This window comes from Rhodococcus sp. RCBS9, assembly GCF_029457415.1.
In the GTDB taxonomy this organism is placed as follows: domain Bacteria; phylum Actinomycetota; class Actinomycetes; order Mycobacteriales; family Mycobacteriaceae; genus Rhodococcus_F; species Rhodococcus_F qingshengii.
The window spans coordinates 985,577-1,009,169 of sequence record NZ_CP120422.1; the positions used below are offsets into that span (position 1 = coordinate 985,577).

Below are 23,593 nucleotides of genomic sequence, written 5' to 3' on the forward strand. Positions count from 1 at the left end.
AAGTACAGACGAATGCCGATGAAGACATGCGCCATCGCGAGATCTCTCGATCTCGTCAGGGACTTTGATTCAGTTCTGCGGCAGCACTACTCGAATGCAACAACCCGACGGGGCATCGACGACGGCAATCCTGCCGTCATGTAATTCGACCGCCCACTTCGCGATCGCGAGGCCGAGTCCGGTGCCCCCGTCGGTCGAGCCGCCGCGGATGAAGCGGTCGAACACTCGCTCACGGGCCTGTGGTTCGATGCCGGGGCCGTCGTCGTGGACGTCGAGCACCAACTCCCCCGCGCTGCCGGTACGTACTCGGATCACAACTTTGGTGTCGACGTTCCCGTGCTGAACCGCGTTGTCCACCAGGTTGGTCACCACCTGATGGAGGCGATCCGGATCGGCGACCACGGACAATTGCGGAGGCTTGACGTCTATCTCGATGTCGCCCGCACTCACACTCGACAGCTCGCGTAGGAACGGCTCGACCTCGAAACGGCGGCGTTTCAACGGCATAGCGCCACCCTCGAGTTTCGAGAGATCGAGAAGGTCGGCTACCAGCGCGCCCAGTCGTTCCGTCTGCCGCAGCGCCGATTTCATCATCGCCGGATCCGGTTCTTCGACACCGTCGACGACGTTCTCGAGCGTGGCTTGCAAAGCGGTGATGGGCGTCCGTAATTCGTGGGAGACGTTGCCGATCAACTCGCGGCGGTACCGGTCGTCGGCCCCGAGGTCCTCGGCCATCCGATTGAACGCATGGGCGAGTTCGCCTACTTCGTCTCTGGAAGTCGCTCGTACTCGCCGCGAATAGTCGCCGCGCGCCATCGCCTTCGCCGCGGCCGTCATCTCGCGAAGCGGTGACGTCATCCCGTGTGCGAGCACCTGCGTAACGCCGAGAGCGACAACCAACGCCGTCAGTAGAGCAAAACGAAACGGTTGTTGCGACGTCAGCCAGAAACCACCCGCGGCGAACACCAGTGCTGCGACAACCAGGAGGCCGACCTTCACCTTGAAGGACCGCATCGGGTCCAGCGGCCGCGGCCACCGTGCAAAAAGACGGTCGACGACGCTCATCGCGGCACGTCCCAGGCGTACCCGACCCCGTGAACGGTCCGGATCACGGAAGGTCCGAGCTTGCGTCGCAGCGCCTTGACGTGGCTGTCGACGGTCCGACTGCCCGCTCCCTCACCCCAGCCCCAGATCTCCTCGAGCAGCGACTCCCGCGGGATCGCGGCTCGCGGCCGCTCCGCCAGATAGGCGATGAGATCGAATTCGGTGCGAGTCAGGTGAACTTCTTGCGCATCACGGCGCACTCGACGTTCGGTCAGGTCGATCACGACGTCACCGAACTCGAGGAGGTCGGCCACCGGGCGAGCAGCGTGCTCCGCGCGATCCGCACGCCGAAGCAGAGCCTGCACCCGGGCGACGAGCACACGCATGCTGAACGGCTTGCTCAGATAATCGTCGGCCCCGACGCCGAGACCGATCAGCATGTCCGTTTCATCGGCGCGAGCGGTCAGCATCAGCACAGGCACCGGGCGCACGGCCTGGATGCGGCGGCAGACTTCGAGTCCGTCGAATCCCGGCATCATCACGTCGAGTACCACCAGGTCGGCGGCCATCTGCTCGCAGCGGGCCACCGCGCTGGGACCGTCGAATGCCAGCTCGACGTCGTAGCCCTCGGCACGCAGCCTCGCCGCGATGGACTCGCAGATGCTGACCTCGTCGTCGACCACGAGCACTCTTCGCTGACTCATGGAACTGACTGTATTCGGCCCTCGTGGATGAACCTGGGAGGACTTGTGAAGGTTCTGTGCAGGTTCTAGAACCTGCGGATGTTGTTGATCGGCAGATCCGCCAGGGGCGTCAGTCCGGTCGGAACACCAACTCCGTAGGCGTTGAACACCATTCCGAACCCAGCGTAGATGCCGACGTGCGTCGCACCGGGGTAGAAGGTGATGACGTCGCCGGGGGCGAGGGCCCACCGGGGAACCGGCTGTCCGACGTTGGCCTGCTGTTGGCTGGTCCGTGGCAGATTCACGCCGGCCTGCCGAAACGCCCATTGCACCAGCCCGGAGCAGTCCCACGAGTTCGGCCCGACGCCGCCCCACTGGTAGGGCTTTCCGGTCTGAGTGCTCGCCGCTGCCAGCGCGATCAGCCCTGCCGGGCTCGGAATCGGAAGGGCGGCTGATCCGCTGCTGATGCTGCCCGTGCTTCCCAAGCTTCCGGAACTCCCGCTACTGCCACCGCTACCGAGGCTTCCCGGGTCGGCTGAGGCAGGGGCAGCGGAAAGCAACAGGACACTTCCGGTCAGCAAAGCCGCGACCGTTCCCGTGCGGAGTGTCGACTTCTTCATGCATCCGTCCTTCGTGGGAGTCGTTTCGGCGCGCGGCAGCGCACCTCGATAGCCGTGAACTGGTAAGACACGTGAAAACAAACACTTCGTTCGGATGTTAACGGCGTGGACGTGGTGTTCGGACAGGAATGATTGATCCGATTTGTCGGTTTTGAACAAACGGGCCTTACGTCCCGGGCTGGCAGAAGATCAGGGAATGATGGGGGATTTCCTGGATCCCGCGGCACGACAAGGTCCATAGATTCGACTCATGCGCCCATACCTGCTCGTCGCCGCGGTCATCATCGGAGCCACCACGGCACTCGTCGGTTGCTCGACGCTCCAGCGCGCAGTGGAGATTCAATCGGATCTCGACGGACTCACCAGGTCGGGTGTCGTCGGGTCGATCGCAACACTCGACGACGGCACCACGACGGCTGTCATGACCAGCGGCGTGCCCAACCGGACCAACGGCGATTCGATCGGCAAGAATGATCGCGTCCGGATCGGAAGTGTGACAAAGACATTCACAGCTTCACTCGTTCTGCAGTTGGTCGCCGAGGGCAAGGTCGACCTCGACGCACCGATCGAGCGGTATCTCCCGGGCCTACTGCACAGCAGTGACATGGACGGCAGTGGCATCGACGGTAGCGCGATCACCGTGCGGCAACTGCTGCAACATCGCAGCGGCCTTCCCGAGTTCGCCGGAGAACCCGGCGCCGACGAATGGATTGCAGCTAACGAGAACCGAACGCTGACGCCGTCCGCCGCGGTCGCCATCGCCCTCGGCAAACCGGCGCAATTCGTCCCCGGAACGTCGTTCGTCTACACCAACACCAACTACATCGTTCTCGGAATGCTCGTCGAATCCGTGAGCGGCCGCAGCTACGCCGATGAACTCCGGTCTCGGATACTCGATCCGCTGGACTTGGAAGACACGTACCTCCCGCCGGCCGGTGAGCTCGACATCAGGGGCGATCACCTGACGGGCTATCAGGATCTCGACGGTGGCCTGACCGACGTTTCCCGCACGGAACCGTCGATCCCCTGGGCTGCCGGAGCGATGGTCTCGACGGGCACAGACCTGAACACCTTCTGGCGTGCACTACTCGACGGGCGGGTGGTGCCGGCCGAGCAGCTTGCCGAGATGACCACCCCTCAGGTCGCCGCCACCGAAGCCGAGGGACTCGGGTACGGGATGGGCGTCGGCGCCACCGAACTTCCCTGCGGCGTCACCTATACCGGCCACAGTGGTGGGATCTACGGGTACTACACACTGTCCGGTGCGACGCCGGACCGCGCGTTCACTGTGACGCTGACGTCGACGCCGAAGGACCAGCCGGACACCGTCGCGATACTCTCGCACGCACTCTGCCCTTGACGCTGTTACCAGTATTGATGACGTTTTCCATCAGTGTCCGCGACGAAAATGACCGCGTCGGCGCCGTCCAACTCCGAAGGTTTCAGCGGCAGATGCCCTGGCAGGATCGCCTCTCCCGCGGTGACGGACAGGTCAAGTGCTGCGCGAAGTGCGGGGGTCGGAAACAGGGCACGCCGACTGGTCGCATCGGCCAACGCTCCCTGCAGAGTGCCCGGATCACTGTCGGGGTTGGCGTCGGTTGCCACGAATACGTAGCGCTCTCCGAGGACAAGTCCGACAAGTGAGCCGGCGCTCCCCCAGCTGACCACGTCGCCGTTGACGGGCATGTCGGACGGCACTCGCAGGAGATGGGCATTGTGTGCGAAGAGCAGGATCGGCCCGCGTCGCTGCTCCTGGGCGACGACGGCCAGCAGGTTCTCGGCCATCATCTCGGCACGGAGACTGAGCAGAGTGCCGATACGATCAGGAGCGGAACTCGCCATCGCGGCGTGGTAGCGCAGAAGACCTACAGCGGTGCGTGCGTGTGCGAGGGCCAGGTCGTATCCGCCCGGGTCGGCGGGCCGCAGCACAGGTGCGGCGCGCCGCAGGACGCTGGCGAGGTCGTCCGCAATGATGCGCAGGGCACGAGCCTGATCGGAGTTGCCGACGGACGCAGCCGGTTCGAACATCGCCGCCGGGTTGGTCCAGTCGGGGTCCTGCCCGAGCAGAAGGTCGATGTCGTCGAACGAGTGCGGCCGCATCGCAGCGGGCAGGAAGTCACCTGCTGCAGACAGCGCGCCACGTGGGCTCGGTGCGCCGGAGTACTCCACCGGAGCGTCGAAGCCGTAGAAGCGAACTCGGTCGGCCGGAGCGCGGCCGTGGTTGTACTCGCGTAGCCATTCGACGAGTTCGCGGTTTCCCGGTACCGCACCGAATCCGTGGCTGAAGCCTGTGGCGAGCACCTTCTCGATGTCCGCCTCTCCCCCGTTCACGTAGTCGTTCACGAGCAAAGCCGCAAAGACATCTGTTTCGAGCACGATCGACCGATATCCTCGTTCGACCAGTTGGCCGAGAAGTTCGTTGCGCAGCAACGGAAAAGCCTTGATCCCATGAGTCGGCTCGCCGAGAGCGAGCAGAGCCGGCACCTCGGTTCGCGCTGCGAGCAGTTCGTCGACCGCACGACCAAGACTTGCCGCGTCTTCGAGTTGGCGGCCGAACTCACTCAGCGCTGGGGCAGTGGACATGATCATCCCTTTCGAAGGTGGACTGCCTTCGACAGTATCGTTGAAGATTCGGTTGAAACTTTCACTGGCAATTACCTGGGGTATACCGTGAAAAGCCTCAATCGGAGGTGATCAGTGCGGCCCATAGACCTTGCCCGTGAACACGGGTTGTCCGCACAGGCGATCCGCAACTACGACGATGCCGGCATCCTCCCTCCGAGCGAGCGCAGCACTTACGGCTACCGGCGATACACCCCAGTGCACGCGCAAGCCCTGCGCACTTTCCTCGCATTGCGCGGCGGTCACGGGCACCAGCGGGCCACGGAAATCATGCGGGCGACCAACCAGGGCGACACCGAGTCCGCCTACCGCCTGATCGACAGTGCGCACGTGACGCTGCTCGCCGAGCGAAAAACTCGCACCGAGGTAGCCACAGCGCTGGGGACTCTGTCCACCATGGCACCGGCACTGGTGCACGGTCCAGCGCTGACGGTGGGTGAGCTGGCGCGCCGTCTCGGCGTTCACCCGGCGACACTGCGCACATGGGAAGAGCACGGCATCCTGCGCCCCGAGCGCGAACGAGCAACGGGTTATCGCGAATACGGTCCGGAGTGTGTGCGCGACGCCGAGATCGCACGGCAGCTGCGGCGCGGTGGCTATCGGCTGTCGCAAGTCGCTCAGTTTCTCGATTCGCTGCGCGAGGCCGGCGGAGCAGACGCATTGTCAGCGTTCCTCGAATCCTGGCAAGACCGGCTGGCCACACGCAGTCGCAACCTTCTCGCCGGCGCAGCTCAGCTCGATGCCTATCTCACGATGCTGGATCAGACCTCGCCTGGTTGCCGATCAGCAAACGGTTGAGGCGTCAGTTCACAAGCCGCGCAAGGCTCCTCACCATCTCACCGACGGTGTCGGTCGACGGCCACGGGAATTCCGGGAGATCGGCCCGCAACATCACCTGTCCGTGCAGCGAAGTCCAGATCGATACCGCATCGACAAAAGTGTCTGTGCTGGCCGACCTCCCAGCGGCGACGCACGCGTCGAGGTTGGTCACCAGCGTGTTGAAGGCGGCCAGTCCTCGCGTATCCGATTGTGGTGACTGACCTTTCGGCCTGGACCACCCGAACAAGACCCGATACCGAGCGGGCTCGGAAATGCCGAACTCGACGTATGCCGAGCACCCGGCATACAGACCCTCGACCGGGTCGGGGTGTGCGGAAACGGCGTCGGCCACGGCGAGATGCAACTGCTCCAGCGATTCGGAGACCACCGCTTCGACAATGGCATCGCGATCGGAAAAGTGTCCGTAGATAGATGGTGCGGATATCCCGACTTCGCGAGCGACCGATCGGAGCGTCACCGCCTGATCCGATCCGGTGCGGGCGATGAGCGTCGCCGCTGCGGCGACGATCTCTCCGCGGAGCCGTGCGCCGCTTCCTCTCGGATTTCGGGCGCGAGTACTCCGAGAACCACTCGTCCCAGTTTCATCGGCATCTTCGGAAACATCACTCACCCGACAAACTTTACACATGTAAGGCGAAGGGGTACGTTCTCATCACTAAACATTCGTAAGGTTACATTCGTAAGGACATGATGAATTCCCTCGAACCCACTGACCGGCGACGATGGGCAGCACTGGGCGCCCTCTGCACATCCCTCGTCGTAGTCACGATCGACAACACCATCCTCAACACCGCTATCCCGACCCTTGCCCGCGAACTGCGGGCGACCACCGTCGACCTGCAATGGATCACCAACGCATACACATTGGCGTTCGCCGCCTTGCTCATCACGGCAGGTGGACTCGGCGCGAGATTCGGTCACCGTCGGATACTTCTGACCGGCCTCACCTTGTTCGCTCTCGGGTCAGCCTTCGCTGCCCTCTCTCACACGTCGTTGCAGCTGATCGGCTGGAGAACAGTGATGGGGGCAGCCGCCGCACTGGTCATGCCGGCGACGCTGTCACTTGTCGTCTCGATGTTCGCCCCGCACGAGAGAGGCCGGGCGATAGGAATCTGGTCTGCAACCGCCGGACTGGGAATCGCGATCGGCCCCGTAGCCGGTGGCGTACTACTCGAACATTTCAGTTGGGGAAGCGTCTTCTGGATAAACGTCCCACTGGTCGCCGGTGTGATCGCCGCGACGGTTTCTCTTGTGCCCCCGGCAAGAGGAATCACGAAGGGTTCGTTCGACATCCCCGGGCTCCTGTTATCCGCCGGCGGACTGGCTTTGATCGTGGATGCCCTCACCCAGGCAAGCCTTCGCGGATGGTCGTCGCCCGTCACGGTGCTGGAGATCGTCAGCGCAACAGCACTTCTCGCCGGATTCGTCTGGTGGGAGCTGCGGGCCTCGGCGCCGATGACCGACGTGCGCATCTTCACCAGTCGAGTGTTCAGCACCTCCAATGCCATCTTGGCCGTAACATTCTTCGCCCTTTTCGGAGTTCTCTTCACGTACACGCAATACCTCCAATTAGTTCGTGGTTACGGTCCATTGGTCGCCGGCGTCGGTGCAGTTCCGTTTGCGATAGTGATGGCGACTGTCGCCTCCAGCAGCGATCGTATGGTCGGCCGATTCGGCGTGCGCAGTTCGATCGCGACCGGTCTCGCAGTCATGTCCGCGGGACTGTTGGTCCTGTCGATCGCAGCAGATAGGTACGCACCGTTCGGAATCCTGGCTGCGATCATGGCACTGGTCGGCGCGGGGATGGGGTTGGTCATGGCTCCGGCCACAACCACGTCGATGTCTTCGGTTGCGCCCCAGCAGGCTTCGATGGCCAGTTCGATCAACAGCGTCGTGCGAGAGTTGGGTGGAGTTCTGGGCGTCGCCGTCATCGGGACGGTCGTAGCCACCGTTTTCCGGTCCCGCTTCGAACCCGGAGTCGACACTTCCACAGCCGATCCGGCGCAGATCCATGCCGGCGCTCCCCCCGCGAGTGCCTTGACCGACGCAGCGAACCAGGCTTACACCTCGGCGATGAGTACCGGAATCCAAATCTGTGCCGCAGTCGCGTTCGTCGGTGCGTTGGCCGTCATTGCACTGTTTCCCGCACCACGTCGCCCGGTTTCTTGTCCTCCCGCAGACCTCGCCAACTCGGATGACGCAGACGCTCGGTCTTCGTCCAATCCATGAACCGCACCTCACCGACGAGTTCCGGCCTCACCCACACCGCACCCTTGCGGTCATCTGCTGGAAGTTCCTCCCCGAACGGACTTTCCTTCTGACGCAGCGGTTCCAGTGTCGCAAGTAAAGACTCCAAGTCGCGATCACTGAAGCCGGTACCGACGCGCCCAACGTAGGTCAATCCATCCTCACCCGGAATTCCCATGAGCAGCGCCCCGATCCCCTGTGCTCGATTGCCCTGCCCGGTGCGCCACCCTCCGATCACCACCTCTTGAGTGCGCCAGTTCTTCACCTTGATCCAACTCGACCCACGCCGCCCCGGAAGGTAGACCGATGCACGACGTTTGGCGACAATCCCTTCCCATCCGGCATCGGTACTCACCTCCAACGCGTTCTCCGCCGTGCCCTCGATCTGTGGAGGTACCTCGAGCTCACCGACCTTGCCCGCCAACGCATTCAACACGGTGCGCCGGTCCGAATAGGACTTCCGCAGCAAAGACACTCCGTCGAGGTACAGAAGATCGAAGGCCAGGAACACCGGCTCCCCACCTCGCTGGAGAAGACCGAAATCGGTGACCCCCGCGTCGTTGTACGCCACCACTTCACCGTCGAGAACCACGTCATGACCGTCCAGCACCTCGGCCAACCCGGCAAGGGCGGGAAAGTCCCCGGTCTTGTCGTTACCCGCGCGACTGCGAAGTGACATTGTGCCCGAATGATATTCGAGAATCACTCGGATCCCGTCCCACTTTCCTTCGAAAGCCCACTCCTGCGAGTCGAGACCTTCGAGCGTTCCAGCGGTGGCAAGCATCGGCTCGAGATTCTTGGGAAACTCCGTTCCGAAACTCGCGTTCTGATCCTTCATCAGATGCATCAACCACTGGTCACCCTTCGTCCGGATCAGCGCGAAGCGTCCCTGCACCCGTTTCCCACTGAGGCGCACGATCACCTCGTCTTCACGCCACTTCTCGGTCTCGTACGTCCCGGAATCCCAAATCGTCATCGAACCGCCGCCGTACTCCCCCTTCGGAATCGTGCCCGAGAACGTGGCGTACTCGAGCGGGTGATCCTCGGTGTGCACGGCCAACCGATTCTCTCCGGCACTGGTCGGCACGCCCTTCGGAACAGCCCAGGACACGAGCACACCATCGCGCTCCAGCCGAACGTCGTAATGCAATCGTCTGGCGTGATGTTCCTGAATCACAAAGGTATTGCCCGCTGTCTCCTTGGTCACCGCAGCAGGGATCGGCTCCGGCGTCCGGTCGGCCGACCGCTTGTTGCGATAGTGCGTCAACGTGTCGGCTACAGCCGCCGAGACCGGCGGATCCAGATCGCCCAGCAGATCACCATCGGATTCGACGCGCTCCAGAACCTCGTCGAACAACAGATGTCGTAGTTTCGGATCGTCGAGTTCGTCCCAACTGCGCGGCGCGGCAACATAGGGTTGATCGCGACCGCGCATCGAGTACGGCGCAATGGTTGTCTTGGCTGCGTTGTTCTGACTCCAGTCCACGAAAATCTTGCCTGCCCGCACATTTCGAGCCATCGTCGCGGTGACGAGATCCGGGTGAAGCTTCTCGAGTCCGGTGGCGATCTGCTTGGCGACAGTCGACGCACCGCTGCCGTCCAAGGCTCGATCCAGTGGAACGTAGAGGTGAATTCCCTTGCTACCACTGGTTACCGGATAGGCAGTCCACCCCAGAGTTGCGACCAGATCTCGAATCGACCTCGCCACCTCGGCGCACTCGGTCAATCCGACGCCTTCGCCCGGGTCGAGATCGAATACCAGTCGTGTCGCCGGACCACGCTCGGAACCGTCGAATCGCCATTGGGGAACGTGCAATTCGAGTGCGGCCTGCTGCCCCAGCCACGCCAGGGATGCAACGGAATCGAAGACCGGGTAAGTGACGACACGATCAGAATGTTGCAGCGACGCACGCGTGAGCCACTGCGGGGCAGACGACGCAAGGTTCTTCTCGAAGAAGGACTGACCGTCCACGCCATTGGGCCAACGCTTACGAGTGCCCGGTCTACCGACGACATGCGGAAGCATGACTGCGGCGATACGGGTGTAGTAGTCGATGACTTCGGCCTTCGTGGTGCCGCTCTCGGGGTAGAGGATCTTGCCCAGATTGGTCACGGACACCGTTGTGCCGTCGAGCGTGATCTGACCCCGATCCGTCGTTGCCATTTCCTCATTGTGCTGGATAGTGCTGCATCTGGCAGTAGAAATCTGGTGGATCGGAAACCTGCCGCTGCGCCAGTCCACGGGCAAGACTGGATTCTCGATGGGAGAGGAGACCACGATGACAGTTCGCAGTTCCGTGGAGCCGTTGGTGGACAACAACTGGCGGATGTTCGCCACCTGTAAGACGGTGGACCCCGCGGTGTTCTATTCGCCGGGTGAAGAACGCGGACGCAATCGGGCTGCACGGGAAAATTCCGCAAAGCAGGTGTGCTTCCGCTGCCCGGTCATTCGGGACTGCCTGACGTTTGCACTCGACACCGCTGAACCACACGGAGTATGGGGTGGGACGACACCGTCGGAGCGCCTTGCACTACGACGCTCAGCTGCGTGAACTCCGCTCACACGAGACCCCCGTCACGTCCGTACCGGACAAACAGGCAAGATGGCCTTGTGCCTATGACACGACGCGCTGTTGCCGTGACCGCGATCTTCGCTTGCTCGATCTTGTTGGGCTCGTGTTCGTCGCAGCCGGAGGCACCTGCGGCAGCGGACACCACGACCACGGTTCCCGAGGCATTCACCAAACTGCCCTCGACCACCGCCGTGGACAAGTGCGGACCCCAGAGCGGGACCACCCTCGAAGACGGTGTCTTGACCATCGCCACCGATTCGCCGGCGTACGCGCCGTGGTTCGTCGACAACACTCCGTCCAACGGCAAGGGCTTCGAGGGAGCGGTGGCCCGGGCCGTCGTCGACAAGCTCGGGTACAACGCCGATCAGGTTCGCTTCACCACGGTCGCCTTCAACGACGCACTGAAACCAGGCCCCAAGGATTTCGACTTCGACGTCAATCAGTTCACGGTTTCCGGGGATCGCCGCGAGAACGTCGACTTCAGCTCGCCGTATTACGCAGTGGCGCAGTCGGTGATCGCCTCGCGCGGGAGCACAGCCGCTGAGGCAAAGAATCTTGCGGATCTGGCCGGCTACCGTTTGGGCGCTCAGACCGGTTCCACCAGCCTCGCGGCGATCACCGACACGATTGTTCCGACCACTGCGCCACGCGAGTTCGCGACCACGGACGACGCGAAAGCTGCGCTGGCCGCGGGCGAGATCGACGCATTGGTCGTCGACATCCCGACCGGATTCCACATCACCGAGAACGAACTGCCCGGGTCGGTCATCGTGGGTCAGTTTCCGCGGCCCAACGCGGTCACCGAATTCTTCGGGTTCGTGCTCGAGAAGAACAGTCCTCTGACGGCGTGCGTCTCTGCCGCCGTGGATGGCCTCTACGCCGACGGCACCCTCGAGAGACTCGCAACCGAATGGATCACGGACAGCGCCGACGCGCCAGTCCTCGAGTAGTTCAGCCGGCGCGCCCACTGATCGCGCCGACGAAGACCTTCGGGATGTCTGCCGGTGTCGGAGCGAAGTGGCTGTTGCCGCCGGTGAGAGCCGAAATCTGCTCGAGCACATCGGTATCGGCGTCATCGGTGACACCGATGGTGATGATCGGTACCGGCCGCGTCGGGTCCTGCTCGCGAGTCAGGGTGTCGAGAAGTTCCTGCAGCGAGATACTCGACGGATCATCGTTCGCACCGTCGGTCAGTAGAATCACCGAATTGATCGAGGCCGGATCGTAGGTCTGTTGCATGGACCGATACGCGGCGAGAACGCTGTCGTACAAACCTGTTCCGCCGCCGACGATCGAAGAGAGGCTGTCGATCCGAGACAGCAGTTTGCTCCGATGATCCGTGTCGCCTTCAGTTGCATCCATACGGGCGACAGGTTCGAGTTCGCGGTAGTCCGTGCCCTCGCCGAGGTCTACGGAGAATGCCCAGAGACCCAATTGTGCGTTGGCGGGAAACATTCGGATCGCAATGTCACCGGCCTGTGCAGTCGCGGCCATTCGAGTGACCCCGTCCTGCATGTAGTCCATGGACCCCGAGACGTCGACAACTGCCAGTGCACGGGAAGGCCTGGACAGAATCTCGTACCGCGCAAGCGCTTTGGTGACCACAGTCGGATCGGACGGCACCAGCGAGCCAACTTTTCCCACTCCACCGGCGACCGGCGGGGCCTGATCCGCGCCGCGGAACCCGAGGCCGGCAAGTACGGAGCGCCCGGTGTCCGATGTCAGCGCTGCCGCCAGCAGTTTGCCGGCGTCGACCGCCGCCGACGAGTCTGCACCCACACTTGCCATCGGGTAGTCCATGAAGACCGAACCGGACGACGGTACCGACGCGGTGAGTCGACTGTCCGCATGTGCGGCGAGATAAGCCTCGAAGGTCTGCTCGGTCGTCACCGCGGTCCCGCCGTCCGCGTCCACGGTTTGGATGCGTCCGGTCGAACCGGTTTCCTTCAGATTTCCGTACTGCGCTTGCGCCACCGGGACCAGGGCTGCCGAAATGGACGTGAGGTCCCCGCCCCGCGACTGGGCCTCGGCAAAGGCTGCCACGATCGGTGCGCTGGAGACGGCACTGGTGAGGGGATCGCCGATGTGCAGTGCTGGAGCGCCGAGGACATCCGTCCAAGCGGCGGGTGCCTCGCTACCCGGCGCCGAGACAGTGACAACAGGGGTGGACGCGACCGAGTTGCTGATCCGGCGAATCTCCTGCCCGCTCGCCGAAACCTTGTCCAACCATTCGCTCGAATCAGGGATCCACAGTGCGGGTGCCGAACCGTCGGCGATCGCCGCGACGGTGAGCACGGGATCTTGCGGCGTCACACTGAGCGAGCTGCACCCGAGTTCCGTAGCGGGGATGGCAGCGGCGACAGCTTCGAGTCCCGAGGCGATCGACGGATCGGCGGCCACGGTCACGGTTTCCGGGTTCTCACAGCTGGTTGCCGTCGCAGCTGTGACAGCACTCGCACCGAGTTCTCCCTTGTCGCTGACGCTTTTGAACGTCACGGCGAATGCTGCGGTTCCACCGACTGCGACTACTGCCAAGAGTCCGATCAGAACCTGCACGGATCGAGGCATGGACGCAGGTGGTGCGCCGTACCCATGACGAGACGACATTGATCGAATCCTTTCCGGCGGGACCCGCATCAATAACCAACCGATGCCCGGTTTATCCCGCCGAAAAGAATCCTAACTCATGTTAGCGGTGAAGTAGCTCGATGTGGAAATCTCCACAACTAGGTGTAGATCTGGACAAACTGGGCCAGCGACTTCTCCACATCGCCTTTGAGCGCCCGCGCCACACTCGAACCGATCGGGCCGAACAACGGCGCGCCGCCCAACTCGACTGTCAGCGCGAGTTCCGACCCGTCGCCCTTTGCCTTCACGTCGAGTTCGAGACCGAGCTTGACCCCGCCCTTGCCGTCTCCCTTGAGCGAGATCGCCTTCGGGACGTCGTACTTCTTGATGGTCCACCGAACGCGGTTGCGCAGGCCCTTCACAGTCACGACCGAGCTGATCTCGGTGCCGACACCCAGTTGTTCGGGAAGTTCACTGCGCCATCCGTCGTGAACCACGAGCCAGTTTTCGTATCCGCTGAGATCGGACGCCTTGTCCCACACTTCCTGAGGAGGAAGCGGAACGTCGATTTTCACTGTGAGCTTTGCCATGGCAGAACAATAAGCCCCGTGCGCCTTTTCCGTAACCAGAGGTACCAGAAAGACGCACGGGGGCTTTGCCCCTCTTAGTGGCTGACAGCCTTTTCGACGCCGACGCCGGTGAGGGAGCGAACTTCCATCTCCGCCTGCTTTGCCGGATCTTCGATCTTGTTACGTCCGATGTACGTACCGACGATGCCGAGGACGAATGCCAGCGGGATCGAGACGATGCCGGGGTTCGAGAGCGGGAACCAGGCGAAGTCGGAGTTCGGGAACATCGACGACGGCTTGCCCGACACCGCCGGGGAGAACACGATCAGCGTCAAGCAGCTGATCAAACCGCCGTAGATGCTGAAGAGCGCACCGGTGGTGTTGAACTTCTTCCAGAACAACGAGTAGAGCAGGGTGGGCAGGTTCGCCGAGGCCGCCACTGCGAAGGCGAGAGCCACCAGGAAGGCGATGTTCTGCCCCATCGCCATGATGCCGAGAACGATGGAGACGAGTCCGATGACCACGACGGTGATTCGAGAAACTCGAACCTGCTGCTCCTCGGTTGCGTTGCCGCGCTTGATCACACTGGCGTAGATGTCGTGAGCGAACGACGCCGAAGCAGTGATCGCGAGACCGGCAACGACGGCGAGGATGGTCGCGAACGCCACCGCGGAGATGATGCCGAGGAAGATGGTGCCACCGAGCTCGAAGGCGAGAAGCGGAGCGGCCGCGTTCTCCTTACCAGGCGCTGCCAAGATCTTGTCCGGTCCGACCATGCTGGCCGCGCCGTAGCCGAGAACCAGTGTGAACAGGTAGAAGGCACCGATCAGCGCGATCGCCCAGGTCACCGAGCGGCGAGCTTCCTTGGCAGTGGGCACCGTGTAGAAACGCATCAGCACGTGCGGCAGGCCCGCGGTGCCGAGCACCAAAGCGATTCCGAGAGAGATGAAGTCGAGCTTCGTCATTCCGGAAAGACCGTACTTGGCACCGGGGCCGAGGATGTCGCGTCCCTGCACACCCTTGGTGGTGGAACTGTTGACCATGTCCTGCGCATTGGCGAGCAACTGAGAGAAGTTGCCGCGCACTGCCCACAGAACGAGTACGAACATGATTCCGGCTCCGGCAACCAGCAGAACTGCCTTGACCATCTGTACGTAGGTGGTGCCCTTCATGCCGCCGACCAAGACGTACACGATCATCAGCACACCCACGATCGCGACGACGATCGACTGTCCCACCTTGCCGTCGATGTTGAGCAGCAGCGCGACAAGTCCACCGGCGCCGGCCATCTGGGCAAGAAGATAGAAGAGGGAAACGGCCAGAGTGGACAGGGCTGCCGCCATGCGCACCGGACGCTGCTTGAGCCTGAAGCTCAGGACGTCGGCCATCGTGAATCTGCCCGTGTTCCTGAGCAATTCGGCGACCAGGAGCAGTGCAACCAACCAGGCGACAAGGAAGCCGATGGAGTACAGGAAGCCGTCGTAGCCGTACACGGCGATCGCACCTGCGATACCGAGGAACGATGCCGCCGAGAGGTAGTCACCGGCGATGGCGAACCCGTTCTGCGGGCCGGTGAACTGCCCACCACCGGTGTAGAAGTCGGACGCCTTCTTGGTGGTCCGGCTGGCGCGGATCACCAGCGTCATGGTCACGACGACGAACGCGAGGAAGATCGCGATGTTGAAGGCTGGGTTTCCTACGTCCGTTCCGGACGCGGCGAGTGTGGTGATCACTGTGCGGGACCTTCCAGTTCTTCACGGATGGCGGCGGAGCGGGGATCGAGCTCACGACCGGCGAACTTCACGTACCACGCGGTGATGGCGAAGGTCGTGACGAATTGCCCGAGGCCGAGGATGATGCCGAGATTGATGTTGCCGAGGACCTTGGTGGCCATGAAGTCGTGGGCATAGGTAGCCAGGACGACGTACACCGCATACCAGAGCAGGAAGAATGCAGTGATGGGGAAAACGAACTTGCGCAGACGCGTTCGGAGTTCCTGGAATTCGGGACTCGCTTGCATGTCTATGAATGCCTGGGCATCCGGGGTGCGTCGCTCTTGCGGCGACCCCTCACTGATTTCTGCTGTGGACACTGCCGGCTCCTCGCCTCGCGTGTGAAGTGAACTACGCACAGACGTTAGTGAGATCGGAGTCACATGAAGACGCTGTGGCGCCAGTCACACGGTGAGCAGTCGCGCGCTGCGCCGAACGGTCAGGCAGGCGCGACCAACGGCAGAGGGTTCGGGCGGTGAAAGTCAGGGTCGGCGGAGATCGTCTTCGCGATCGGAGCCCATTCCGAGACGTTCCGGGGCGTGCATCCGCGTGAAGATTCGCGCAATATCTGCCGGTATCTGCTTCGACGACACCTTGCTCACGACGATCATCGTGAGGAACGCCAGCGGCACGCTCACCGCGGCCGGGAACGCGAAAATGGCTGCCGGCCAGCCACCGAGGACGTCCTCCGACAAACCACCCAGGACGGCGACAGTAGCGGCAGTGCCCGCAACACATCCACCGACAACCATCCCCGCCCCCGCGCCGACGGCAGTCAGACCGCGCCACCAGATACCCAATACGAGCAGTGGGCAGAGCGTCGACGCAGCGACTGCGAACACCAAACCGACGGTTCTCGAGAGGTCGACCGACACCACCGCCAGCGACAGCACGAGAGGAACGACCCCGGCCAGTAGCGCTGCAATACGGAAGTCTCGAACTCGCCCACGGAGAACGTCGGTACTGACGACGCCCGCGATGCTGACGAGCAATCCGGATGACGTCGACAAGAAGGCGGCAATGGCACCGGACGCGACGAGGGCTGCCAGCAGTTGTCCGCCCCACCCCGAGAACACCGAGCCCGGCAACAGCAGCACCGCCGCGTCAGAGGTGCCGGTGATCAGAAGTTGCGGAACGTACAGGCGAGCGAAAACACCGAGGAGTGTCGGAAACAGGTAGAACACGCTGACCAGACCGACAACGGCGAGCGACGTCAGACGGGCTGCCCGGCCGTCGGGGTTGGTGTAGAACCGGACGAGAACATGAGGAAGGCCGAGCGTTCCGAGGAAGGTCGCGAGCATCAGCGAGTACACCTGGTACATCGGGTGCGGCCCACCGAAACCCCAACCCGGGGTGATCCAGTCAGAGTTCTGCGCGGGCGCTCCGGCGACGACAGGGACAGCGGCTCCCGCGTCGAGGACCATGGACATGCCTTCACCGAGAGTGTGCTCCCCCGGCCCCAGGGTCATCGTGCCTTCGACCGCTCGCCCGTCGACTGTGCCGCCGCTGACCGTCACCGGCTCGGACACCTGGACGACGACGTCGGTGGTGATGTCGACGGTCGTCGCAGTGGTGACCGTCGGCGGCATCGACGCGCCGACGTCGTGGTGATCGCCGAAGAAGTAGAAGGTCAGTGCCACAGCGGGAATCGCGACGGCAGTCAGTTTCAGCCAGTACTGGAAGGCCTGAACGAAGGTGATCGAGCGCATCCCGCCGCCGACGACGTTGGCGATGACGATGACCCCGACCGCTACGCCGCCGATCCAACTGGGAACCCCGAGCAAGATATTGAGCGTCAGTCCCGCGCCTTGGAACTGTGGAATCAAATACAGGATGCACACCATCGCGACCACGAGCATCGCGAGCTTGCGCAATCGCGGTGAGCCGAGACGGAACTCGGCGAAATCGGGGACGGTATACGCACCGGAACGCCGAAGCGGCGCTGCGACGAACAGCAGCAGGGCGAGGTATCCGGCGGTGAAGCCGATGGGATACCAGAGTGCGTCGGCGCCGTACTTGGCGACCAGCCCCGCAACACCGAGAAACGAAGCAGCAGAGAGGTACTCGCCGGAGATGGCCGTCGCATTCCACCGCGCACTGACGGTTCTGGACGCGACGAGAAAGTCCGAGGTGGTACGAGCGAGCCGAACGCCGTAGATTCCGATAGCCACCGTCGCGACAGCTGCTGCCACGATGCCGAGCACCGTCAACACCGGGATAGGTTGTCCTCCCACAGTGCCGCGCTCAGTCGTCCACGATGTCGTTGAAGTCCTGCTCGTTTCGCTCCGCACGACGCACGAACACCCAACCGGTCGTCAACAGCAAGGGATACACGGCGCCGCCCATCACGAGCCAGGGCAACCGGATGCCAAGGACCGCGACCTCCGACAGCGTCGGGAAGAGATGCGTCAGCAGCGGCACCGCACACAGGAGCCCGGCTGCCACGACGGCAAGGCGAATCGCCAGTCCCAACTGCGCGCGAACGAGACCGCGGATCATGGCGTCACCGACTTCGGTCTGTTCCTGCACCTCCACCCGTGTTCGCACGATCCGTGCGCCACTACGTTGCGCCAACACAACGCGCTCACGCTGCGGAGGATCGGACTGCGACGTCACCGCGACAACCAACTCTGCTTGGGCGCACGAACCAGTCGATCCTTGAGTTCACGGGTGTGTCTGCGACTGACTGGAAGCTCGACGGGAGGTTTGTCACCGTGCGGGCGCAAACAGACCACCAATCCACTGCCTACTGTTCGGATGCCGGTGACCAGCGCCAGAGATACCAGGTAGGAGCGGTGCACACGCAAGAAGCCCGCGTCGGCCCAGCGTGATTCGAGCGTCGAGATCGGGATGCGCACCAGGTGCGACTTTCCAGCGGTGTGCAAACGCGCGTAGTCCCCGTCGGCTTCCACCCACTCCACCGAGGAACGCTGAACGAGCGTCGTGACACCGCCCAGTTCCACCGGGATCACCTCGTCCGTGGGCGCAGCTTCGGGTTTGCTCTCACTCTTGGTGCGCCCGGCCAGCCCCACGATCCGCTGAACGGCCTGAGCGAGACGCTCCTCCCGGAGCGGTTTGAGTAGGTAGTCGACGGCGCCGAGATCGAATGCGTCAACCGCTCGATCGTCGTGCGCTGTCACGAACACCACGGGCGGTGGCGTCGCGAAATTGGAGAGGATGCCTGCCAGTTCGAGACCGTCGAGTCCGGGCATGTTGATGTCGAGAAACACCGCGTCGATGCTTCCACCGCGCAGTATCCGCAACGCTGTCGTCGCATCCGATGCCGTGTGAACGTGCGCCACCGAGTCCTCGGCGCGCAGCAAGAAGGCCAGCTCGTCGAGGGCTGGTTTCTCGTCGTCGACGGCAAGGACGGTCAGCTGGGCATCAGTGTCAGTCTCGTTCACAACAGGTCCATGTTCCCACGACGGTTTCAGCCTGATCATCGAAGGCGAGAATCAGACGTGAATACCCTGCTTGAACTTGGGAACACGCATGCTGACCTTCGTACCGGCACCCGGCGCTGTCTCCACCACGAGTCCGTAGTCGTTGCCGAACGCGGCACGAAGTCTGTCGTCGACGTTGGCCAAACCGACGTGAGCAGCTTCTCGTGCGCTGGGTCGCCCCGATCCCGACTCGATGGCGTCGAGCGAACCGGAGCGCAGTAGTTCGGGGTCCATCCCCACACCGTCGTCCTCGACGCTGATGATGCAGTCCGGTCCCTCGTCCGCAGCCACGATGCTCACGGTCCCGCCCTCCGGCTTACTCGAAATGCCGTGACGAACCGCGTTCTCGACCAGCGGCTGGAGGGCAAGGAAAGGAAGAACCACGTTGAGCACTTCGGGTGCTATCTGAAGGCGGACGTTCAGAGCCTCCCCGAATCGCGCGCGTTCGAGGGTCAGGTAACGATCGATGTTGCGCAGCTCGTCGGCAAGCAGGGTGAACTCACCCGCAGATCGGAACGAGTACCGCGTGAAGTCCGCGAACTCGAGGATCAGTTCTCTGGCCCGCGCCGGATCGGTTCGAACAAACGATGCGACCGTGTTGAGCGCGTTGTAGATGAAATGAGGACTGATCTGTGCGCGCAGGGCACGCACTTCGGCTCGATCCAACAGGGCTCTGGACGCGTCGAGGTCGGCGAGTTCGATCTGACTGCAGGCATATCGTGCCACCTCGGTGACCGCTCCGAGCATTCCCGGCCACGGGTCCTCGCTGGTGACGATTCCCAGTACGCCGACCACGCCGATGTCCTCGATCAGCAGGGGCTGAGCGATCAGCGCTCGCACATGGTGATCGCTCGGTCCGCGCACCAGGTCCGAGTGCGTGACGAGTACCCGGCGTTCGCCTTCGATCGCACGAATGGCGGCGTCATGGAATTGTTCGGACAACGCTTCGTGACGGCCGTCCCACGCCAACAGGTTTCCCGACGCGTCTGCCAGGCCCAGACCGGAGCCGCCGGTCAGCTCGCGTAGGTGAGGCGCCGCCTCGGCGGCCGAATTCTCGTCGAGTCCACGCCGAAGTGGCCGCGCGGCAAGCGAAGCCGTGTGGAGAGCGGCATGGACTGCACGTTCGGTGGGGGTGGTCACCTCACGTCTGGTGCGCATCCACACAGCCGTCAGCGCCCCGGCCACTGCGAGAATCAGCACGCTGAGAAGCGCGACCACGGCCGGACTCAACGCGAGTCCTCGTCCAGTTTCCGTATCAGTGTTTTCGGAGCCACCGTGCGGTACGCATCTTCGACGACGTCGGCTACGTCGTTCCAGAATTTCTCGTCCTCGGTCTCGTCGGCACTCGGAACGTCGAGGTACACGCCGATCCATCCCCGGCCACCCACGTACGGAGGGACGAAGAACCTCGACGGATCACGACTGACCCAATCTGCCTGCGCCCCAGGTGGGGCCGCGGCCCAGATCGCGACGCGATCGTCGTGGTGGTGATCTGCCATGGTGACGAACTGCGGCGCCTTGCGCACGAACCACGACGCTTCACCATGGCTGACCCGCTCGGTCGCCTCCGGCAATGCCAGTGCAAGAGCGCGGATTCGTGCCGAGGCCGTCATCGATTCACGACCCGCAGGTGTTCGGTGCCGGAACACCTGCAAATCGATCCTTCACCCACGCGACAGCTCCCGGCACAGCGGCGCCGTCCGCATGACCTTCACCCGGTCGCGCCTGGAATTCGATGACGTCACCGTCGGCGCAGGCGCGTTCGACTGCCGCCTCGGTCCATTCCGGACGGATCAGGTTGTCGTTGGTACCGACGACTACGTACATCGGACCGCTCGCGCGTTGACGGGGAAGAGCAACGTCGCTGAGCCACGCGTGAATTCGGTCCGCATCCTCGGCGGTGGCCGGCCGCGTGTCGGCGGGCGTCACCTTTCCGACCAGACCCAACTTCTCCGTCGCCCGAGCGGTCAGGCACGAGGTGAGCAGGTCGTAGTTCTGCTCGAATGCGCCGCGCACGTAGTCGGTTCGTTCGAGGTCCGGATGGGTGAGGGACAGCCCTTCGAGTACATAGGGCAGCAGCAGTTGCTGAGGCAGTGACAGATTCACCTCGGAATCACTCGAGATGATCGGCGAAATGTCCGCTGCCGGGGACAGGTTTGCTGCACCGACGAATTCGAGTCCGTCGCCGTAGGTGTCGGCTTCCTCGGCTGCTGCCCAGGATGCCTGCCCGCCTTGGGACAGCCCCAGAGTTGCCCAACGAGTCGAGGTGTCCGGAACGACGTTGCGCGCCGCTCGAACCGCGTCGATGACGTTGAACGCCGCGGTGTCCGGTTGCAGGTAAGGATGCGGGTCCGGAGTGCCGAGGCCCTCGAAGTCGGAGACAGCGACCACGTATCCCGAGTCGAGGAACGGCGCGACCAGGCCGATCGTGCCGAACAGGGTCGGCGAGGCCGACGGCGCGCAGTCGTCCGAAATACCAGTCGTGCCATGGCCGATGGAGACGATCGGCCAACCGCCCTCCGGCGGAGTTCCAGGCGGCGTGAACACCGTTCCCGACACCTGAGTCTCTCGGCCGTCGATACCGGAGGTGGAGCCGTACAGGATTTTCACCGCGCTTGCTCCGGACGCCGCCACTTCGGCTGTGCTGGTGAAGGGTTCACTGTCGAACACGACGCCACGTTGCGCACTGCTCTCGACCGACGGGGTTGTCGTGGTCGAGGTGTCGGTGACGGAGACATCCGGCGAGGCATCCGATCCGCAGCCGACGCTCACGAGAAGTGCGCTCGCCACCACGACTCCCCAGACTGCGCGAACCCGCGAACTCCGAACAGTCATACGCAGTGTTCCCCTCTATTTGCCTGCACCGCTACCTGCTCGGCGACGCCTGACACGTTCCTCTGCTGCGGCCTCTTCGATGTCGAGTCCTTCCAATACGGTACGCAATACCTCGTCGTCGAGATCTCCGTCGTCACGTGCGGCGATCAGCGCAACTCGTTGCGAGCGCAGTGACTGATGCCTGAACTTGTCGAACAGAGCTCCCGCATTCCACAAGGCGGCCTCGCGATCGGCGTCCTCGTCGACCTCCTGGAGTTGAAGCCTCGCCTGCATCGAGCGTCGTACGCGTTCGACGATCGCCTGCAGTTCCTTCCCGTCGATCCCCGGCGGAGGGTGCGCGGCCGCGTCTGCCAACGCCTTCTCTCCCGCCTTGCGAGAAATGTTGCGGGCCAACTCCATCTGTTCCTGCGTGCGCAACTGCTCGTAAGGATCCGCGACGTCGAGGCGACGGATCATGAACGGCAAGGTAGATCCCTGGATGAGCAATGTCCCGACCGCGACGATGAACGCGATCGCCTGGATGACGCCGCGTCCGGGGAACGGCTCGCCGGACGAGAGTGCAAACGGGATACCGCCGGCCGCAGCAAGAGTGACGACGCCGCGCATTCCCGCCCACGAGACCACCAGATTCTGTTTCCACGTCAGTTGATTCTCGCGATCACGGCGCAGGGTTACACCGAATCGCACACGCGAGTAGCTCAGGAACAGCCACACCGGCCGAATCACGATGACAACGGCCAGGACTGCGAGACCGTACGCGAACACGTGAAGCACCGGAAGTCCGTCGGCGACAACATCGTCGATCACGAAGCTCAGCTGGAGCCCCATGTACGCGAAGACGAACATCTCGAGAAGAGTGTCCAGGCTCGACCACACCGAGCGCTCCTGCAATCGCGTCATGATCGACGCGTCCGTCGAATAGTGCCCGATCACCAGACCAGCGACCACAACGGCCAGAACACCGGACGCGTGTAGTTCTTCGGCGGCCAGGTAGGCAGCGAACGGAAGCACCAACCCCAAGCCGGTTTCCAGTGGAGAGTCGTACATGCGGGCACGAACGAACTTGACGACAAACGCGAGCACCAAGCCGACGACAACGCCGCCGATCACTTCGTACGCGAAGAACAACAGGGGCGAATCGGTGGCAATTCGCGTTCCGGTCACTGCTGCGACGGCGACGGTGAAGAGCGTGAGCGCGGTGGCGTCGTTGACGAGCCCCTCGCCCGTCAGGATGGCGATCACCCGTTTCGGGAGCCCGAGCTTCTGACCGACCGCCACCGCGCTGACGGCGTCGGTCGGCGCGATCACGGCCCCGAGCACCAGGGCGGCGCCGATCGTGAACTCGGGCACCATCCATTCGGAGAAGAAGGCAACCACGAACGCCGTCACCAACACCATTCCGACGCCGAGGCGCAAGATCGGGGCCAAGTTGCGTTTGAAGGTCGCCACCGAGAATTTCAGAGCGGCCGAGTAGAGAAGCGGCGGCAGGACCACACCGAGAATGACGTGGGGATCGAGTTCCGGCCGCGGCATACCGGGTATGAAGGATGCGACCGAACCTACCGTCACCAAAACCAGCGGAGCCTGCAGGTTTCGTCGATTGGACAGCCCGGTGACTGCGATGGCGGCAATGACGACCAGCAGAATCCAGGTGAAGTTCACGCGTTCATTCTGCCCGCCGACCCTGGGAGTTCACCCAGCGGACGCACAGAAGCCCGCAACCTTTTCGGTGACGGGCCCCTGAGCAACGGTGCTACCGAAAAACGGTATGCCGAAT

General features: G+C 63.2%; 22 protein-coding genes. 5 read left to right on the forward strand and 17 right to left on the reverse strand.

Going from position 1 to position 23,593, the window contains the following annotated elements; all coding sequences use genetic code 11:
• Positions 1-69 precede the first annotated feature (69 nt).
• From P0M12_RS04620 to P0M12_RS04630, 3 genes are all read right to left on the reverse strand, one after another.
• Positions 70-1,065: a HAMP domain-containing sensor histidine kinase gene (locus P0M12_RS04620; RefSeq protein WP_277377484.1), complete on the reverse strand. Its 996-nt coding sequence runs from the start codon at positions 1,063-1,065 to the stop codon at positions 70-72.
• Positions 1,062-1,748 carry a response regulator transcription factor gene (locus P0M12_RS04625; RefSeq protein WP_054827298.1) on the reverse strand — a complete coding sequence of 229 codons (687 nt, stop codon included), beginning with the start codon at positions 1,746-1,748 and terminating at the stop codon, positions 1,062-1,064. Before P0M12_RS04625 ends, P0M12_RS04620 begins: the two co-directional genes overlap by 4 nt.
• Positions 1,749-1,813: 65 nt before the next feature.
• Positions 1,814-2,347, reverse strand: coding sequence for an NlpC/P60 family protein (locus tag P0M12_RS04630; protein WP_020970417.1), 534 nt, complete (start codon positions 2,345-2,347; stop codon positions 1,814-1,816).
• Positions 2,348-2,597: 250 nt separating this feature from the next.
• On the opposite strand from P0M12_RS04630, the gene P0M12_RS04635 reads away from it, so the two are divergent.
• Positions 2,598-3,707: a serine hydrolase domain-containing protein gene (locus P0M12_RS04635; protein WP_007727723.1), complete on the forward strand. Its 1,110-nt coding sequence runs from the start codon at positions 2,598-2,600 to the stop codon at positions 3,705-3,707.
• Positions 3,708-3,712: 5 nt separating this feature from the next.
• On the opposite strand, the gene P0M12_RS04640 is transcribed toward P0M12_RS04635, so the two are convergent.
• Complete coding sequence (locus P0M12_RS04640; RefSeq protein ID WP_007727728.1) at positions 3,713-4,936, reverse strand: erythromycin esterase family protein; 1,224 nt, start codon at positions 4,934-4,936, stop codon at positions 3,713-3,715.
• Positions 4,937-5,044: 108 nt separating this feature from the next.
• Between P0M12_RS04640 and P0M12_RS04645 the strand changes: the two genes are divergently transcribed.
• Positions 5,045-5,767 carry a TioE family transcriptional regulator gene (locus P0M12_RS04645; RefSeq protein WP_007727731.1) on the forward strand — a complete coding sequence of 241 codons (723 nt, stop codon included), beginning with the start codon at positions 5,045-5,047 and terminating at the stop codon, positions 5,765-5,767.
• 4 nt (positions 5,768-5,771) lie between these two features.
• On the opposite strand, the gene P0M12_RS04650 is transcribed toward P0M12_RS04645, so the two are convergent.
• Positions 5,772-6,419, reverse strand: coding sequence for a TetR/AcrR family transcriptional regulator (locus P0M12_RS04650; protein WP_003940096.1), 648 nt, complete (start codon positions 6,417-6,419; stop codon positions 5,772-5,774).
• A gap of 77 nt (positions 6,420-6,496) precedes the next feature.
• On the opposite strand from P0M12_RS04650, the gene P0M12_RS04655 reads away from it, so the two are divergent.
• Positions 6,497-8,038, forward strand: coding sequence for an MFS transporter (locus tag P0M12_RS04655; RefSeq protein ID WP_081305347.1), 1,542 nt, complete (start codon positions 6,497-6,499; stop codon positions 8,036-8,038).
• On the opposite strand, the gene P0M12_RS04660 is transcribed toward P0M12_RS04655, so the two are convergent.
• Complete coding sequence (locus P0M12_RS04660) at positions 7,938-10,220, reverse strand: ATP-dependent DNA ligase (RefSeq protein WP_065455329.1); 2,283 nt, start codon at positions 10,218-10,220, stop codon at positions 7,938-7,940. The two genes, P0M12_RS04655 and P0M12_RS04660, sit on opposite strands and share 101 nt — an antisense overlap.
• Positions 10,221-10,335: 115 nt before the next feature.
• On the opposite strand from P0M12_RS04660, the gene P0M12_RS04665 reads away from it, so the two are divergent.
• Positions 10,336-10,608, forward strand: coding sequence for a WhiB family transcriptional regulator (locus tag P0M12_RS04665; protein WP_037128762.1), 273 nt, complete (start codon positions 10,336-10,338; stop codon positions 10,606-10,608).
• Positions 10,609-10,673: 65 nt separating this feature from the next.
• On the forward strand, positions 10,674-11,579 hold the full coding sequence (locus P0M12_RS04670; RefSeq protein WP_065455328.1) for a transporter substrate-binding domain-containing protein: 906 nt from the start codon (positions 10,674-10,676) through the stop codon (positions 11,577-11,579).
• 1 nt (position 11,580) lies between these two features.
• Here P0M12_RS04670 and P0M12_RS04675 read toward each other — a convergent pair whose 3' ends face one another.
• From P0M12_RS04675 to P0M12_RS04725, 11 genes are all read right to left on the reverse strand, one after another.
• The gene (locus tag P0M12_RS04675) at positions 11,581-13,236 is read right to left on the reverse strand and encodes a substrate-binding domain-containing protein (protein ID WP_065351268.1); all 1,656 of its coding nucleotides are present in this window, start codon (positions 13,234-13,236) and stop codon (positions 11,581-11,583) included.
• A 119-nt stretch (positions 13,237-13,355) separates the two neighbouring features.
• A complete protein-coding gene (locus P0M12_RS04680; RefSeq protein WP_003939735.1) occupies positions 13,356-13,787 on the reverse strand; it encodes an SRPBCC family protein in 432 nt (143 codons plus the stop codon).
• Between the two features lie 74 nt (positions 13,788-13,861).
• Complete coding sequence (locus P0M12_RS04685) at positions 13,862-15,499, reverse strand: cation acetate symporter (RefSeq protein WP_007727752.1); 1,638 nt, start codon at positions 15,497-15,499, stop codon at positions 13,862-13,864.
• On the reverse strand, positions 15,496-15,858 hold the full coding sequence (locus P0M12_RS04690; protein ID WP_003939976.1) for a DUF485 domain-containing protein: 363 nt from the start codon (positions 15,856-15,858) through the stop codon (positions 15,496-15,498). The genes P0M12_RS04685 and P0M12_RS04690 overlap by 4 nt, the downstream gene beginning before the upstream one ends.
• 162 nt (positions 15,859-16,020) lie before the next feature.
• Complete coding sequence (locus tag P0M12_RS04695) at positions 16,021-17,772, reverse strand: cation acetate symporter (RefSeq protein ID WP_037128497.1); 1,752 nt, start codon at positions 17,770-17,772, stop codon at positions 16,021-16,023.
• 10 nt (positions 17,773-17,782) lie between these two features.
• Positions 17,783-18,154 carry a membrane protein gene (locus P0M12_RS04700; protein WP_003939880.1) on the reverse strand — a complete coding sequence of 124 codons (372 nt, stop codon included), beginning with the start codon at positions 18,152-18,154 and terminating at the stop codon, positions 17,783-17,785.
• On the reverse strand, positions 18,151-18,981 hold the full coding sequence (locus tag P0M12_RS04705; protein WP_202425847.1) for a LytTR family DNA-binding domain-containing protein: 831 nt from the start codon (positions 18,979-18,981) through the stop codon (positions 18,151-18,153). The genes P0M12_RS04700 and P0M12_RS04705 overlap by 4 nt, the downstream gene beginning before the upstream one ends.
• 12 nt (positions 18,982-18,993) lie before the next feature.
• A complete protein-coding gene (locus tag P0M12_RS04710; protein ID WP_030534943.1) occupies positions 18,994-20,211 on the reverse strand; it encodes a histidine kinase in 1,218 nt (405 codons plus the stop codon).
• Complete coding sequence (locus P0M12_RS04715) at positions 20,208-20,594, reverse strand: MmcQ/YjbR family DNA-binding protein (protein WP_047272600.1); 387 nt, start codon at positions 20,592-20,594, stop codon at positions 20,208-20,210. The genes P0M12_RS04710 and P0M12_RS04715 overlap by 4 nt, the downstream gene beginning before the upstream one ends.
• 4 nt (positions 20,595-20,598) lie before the next feature.
• Entirely contained in the window at positions 20,599-21,816 is a 1,218-nt protein-coding gene (locus P0M12_RS04720; protein WP_050654687.1) for a lipase family protein, read from the reverse strand.
• A gap of 15 nt (positions 21,817-21,831) precedes the next feature.
• Positions 21,832-23,478, reverse strand: coding sequence for a Na+/H+ antiporter (locus P0M12_RS04725; protein WP_042451113.1), 1,647 nt, complete (start codon positions 23,476-23,478; stop codon positions 21,832-21,834).
• Positions 23,479-23,593: the final 115 nt, after the last annotated feature.